Raw genomic sequence first — 2,538 nt, forward strand, 5'->3', positions numbered from 1 at the left:
CGCGCCAGTGGCTCAGATGCGAGCTGTAGAGACCCTCACGGCGCAGCAGTGCCCCGACCGCGCCGCTGGCATTGCACGCGTCGGCTTCCCGCACAATACGGCGCTTGTAGCTCGTCGAAAAACTCCGGCGGCTTGGCGCCGCGACGACCTCAGCATCGGTTGCCGTTTTCCCCGAGGCCCCCTCGGGGAAAACCTTCGCACTGACGTCACGTTCCTCAAAAACCTCTTTCATCTGCTTATCCATCTGTGGGCAACTTCCTTAAACTGTTTGAAGAAGTTGTCTCACAGCAGTTTGACACAGGGGGGCCGGACGTGGACCGATGATCGGCAGGCACCACCCACCGCCAGTTAACGATCTGCCCGGGTTCGGCCACTTTGGGACATTCGACAGATGCCCGTAGATCGCCGACGATCGGCGCTCCAAGGGCTCTCGCCTGACCGCGCACAAAAGTATGTCCCGCCCACATCGCCGATGGTGAACATCTATCTATCGACACATGGATCGCGCGGCTACCGACTCCAGATAGCGTGCCGGTGCCTGACCAGGATGGTGGCCTGGCAAGCGATCGCCGCTGAGCAGCAACAGTTGCTCCAGACCAAGGGCCTTCATCGACTCCATCTGGAGCAGCAAGTCTGCACGCTCACGATCCTTGCCTGAAAAGTGCAGCAACGATGAAGCCGGATTTCCCAATGCTGCAGCGCCTTCCAGGGGGCTCAAGTCCGAGTGCGGGCCGACACGATCGGCAAACGCTGGCAGTAGCGGCCAGCCTGCCAGGGGCCCGCGATGCACGATTTGATCAAGCGCGGCCAGGCGCGAAGGGCACTGCTGAGCAACGACCTCAAGCACGCGGACGAAGCGCCCTTCGTTTAGCGCCTGTTTCAATGAACTCAAGAGAGCTCGATACCTTTTAATTCAGGGGGCGTCGTCGCCGCAGCCTCCCGGCGATAGCGCAGAGCAACGACTGCGACGACAGACCCAGTAGCAGGCTGGCGGCATGAAAGAAGATCAATCGCGCGGGCGTCCAGCGGAGCTAAGCGCTCACACCGTGCTATGCGCGGCGAGGCTGCGATATTGCCCTTTGAAGTACAGCAATGGCTGCGTCGTAGTCGCTTCTTGCAGGTCTAATGCTTTCACTTCTCCAATCACGATCAGGTGATCGCCCGCGCCGTGTTCGGCGTAAATTTCGCAAGCGAGCCAGTGGAGGCTGCCGGCAATGATCGGATTACCGAGCGGCGATTCGTACCATTCGACTCCGTGCCACTTGTCCGTGCCACGTCAAGCTAACTGGTTGGAGATCCTGACTTGCTCGTCCGACAGGATATTGACAACGAATCGACCTGACTCGCGAATCTTGGGATAGCTGGCCGAACTGGACATTACGCTCAATGAAACCGGCGGCGGGCTCGTCGACACGCTATAGAAAGACTGGCAGGTGAGGCCAATCGGCTCGCCATCGACATGTGACGCAATCACCGTATACCGGACGCGTAATGCCCGAGCGATTCGCGAAAGCTCAAAGGTTTGACGGCAGTGTTGGAACGTGACATGGTCGATACCGAATACGGGGTGCAGCTCGGAATTAGCTCGACAGTTCTTTCCGGACGATTTCCGCGCCCGCACTCAAAGCTTCCAGCTTGCCTTTCGCTATTGCACGAGACAGGGGAGCCATGCCGCAGTTGGTGCAAGGATAGAGCTTGTCGGCATCGACAAACTGAAGTGCTTTTCGCAACGTGCTGGCAACTTCCTCGGGGGTTTCAATGGTATCGGTTGCCACATCGATGGCACCCACCATCACTTTTTTGCCGCGAATGAGTTCGATCAGTTCCATGGGAACGTGAGAGTTGTGACATTCCAATGAAACCATGCCGATACTGGATTTTTGCAGCTTGGGGAAGGCTTGCTCGTATTGGCGCCACTCCGACCCCAGCGTCTTCTTCCAATCCGTATTGGCCTTGATGCCATAGCCATAGCAAATATGCACGGCGGTTTCACACTTGAGACCTTCAATCGCCCTGTCCAGGGTCGCGACGCCCCATTCATTCACCTCATCGAAGAAAACATTGAATGCGGGCTCGTCGAATTGAATGATATCGACGCCGGCGGCCTCCAGTTCCCTGGCTTCCTCGTTCAGGATCTGTGCGAACTCCCACGCCAGCTTTTCGCGACTCTTGTAATGATCGTCGTAAAGCGTATCGATCATGGTCATCGGGCCCGGCAAAGCCCATTTTATGGGCTAAAGTGGACCCGTCCGTCAAGACAGCTTTTGTTTGGATTTAAGCTGTACTCAGATCCACGCTTGCAGCGGAACAGCGCTGCCCTGTTTTGTCTTTTCCAGAGCCAAACTTGTCGACGATGAGAGCGCCTCCACCATGCCCGCTGGCGTACACGATGTTAGGTGTTTGGTAGTCCAGTGACTGGTGCGGTCGTTCGCTATTGTAAAAATCGAAGTAACGCGTCATGCCGAGCGTAAGCTCGCCCATCGTTTCATATCCATTCAAATACACATCCTCGTGCTTGACGTTGCGCCACAGTCGCTC

2 protein-coding genes and 3 pseudogenes are annotated in these 2,538 nt (G+C 57.0%); all 5 read right to left on the reverse strand.

The genetic code is table 11. The features are described from left to right. Positions 1–232: pseudogene (locus BSU04_RS06290) on the reverse strand (hypothetical protein); the annotation flags it as partial. A 255-nt stretch (positions 233–487) separates the two neighbouring features. Further along, complete coding sequence (locus BSU04_RS06295) at positions 488–892, reverse strand: hypothetical protein (RefSeq protein ID WP_218827239.1); 405 nt, start codon at positions 890–892, stop codon at positions 488–490. A 147-nt stretch (positions 893–1,039) separates the two neighbouring features. Continuing rightward, positions 1,040–1,621: pseudogene (locus BSU04_RS06300) on the reverse strand (flavin reductase family protein). Beyond that, a pseudogene (locus BSU04_RS06305) lies at positions 1,581–2,234 on the reverse strand (methionine synthase); the annotation flags it as partial. The pseudogenes BSU04_RS06305 and BSU04_RS06300, both read right to left, overlap by 41 nt. 40 nt (positions 2,235–2,274) lie before the next feature. Beyond that, the coding region (locus BSU04_RS06310) for an integrase core domain-containing protein (protein ID WP_256982232.1) at positions 2,275–2,538 on the reverse strand (264 nt) is incomplete at its 5' end.

It is taken from the genome of Caballeronia sordidicola, assembly GCF_002220365.1.
Lineage (GTDB): Bacteria > Pseudomonadota > Gammaproteobacteria > Burkholderiales > Burkholderiaceae > Caballeronia > Caballeronia sordidicola_C.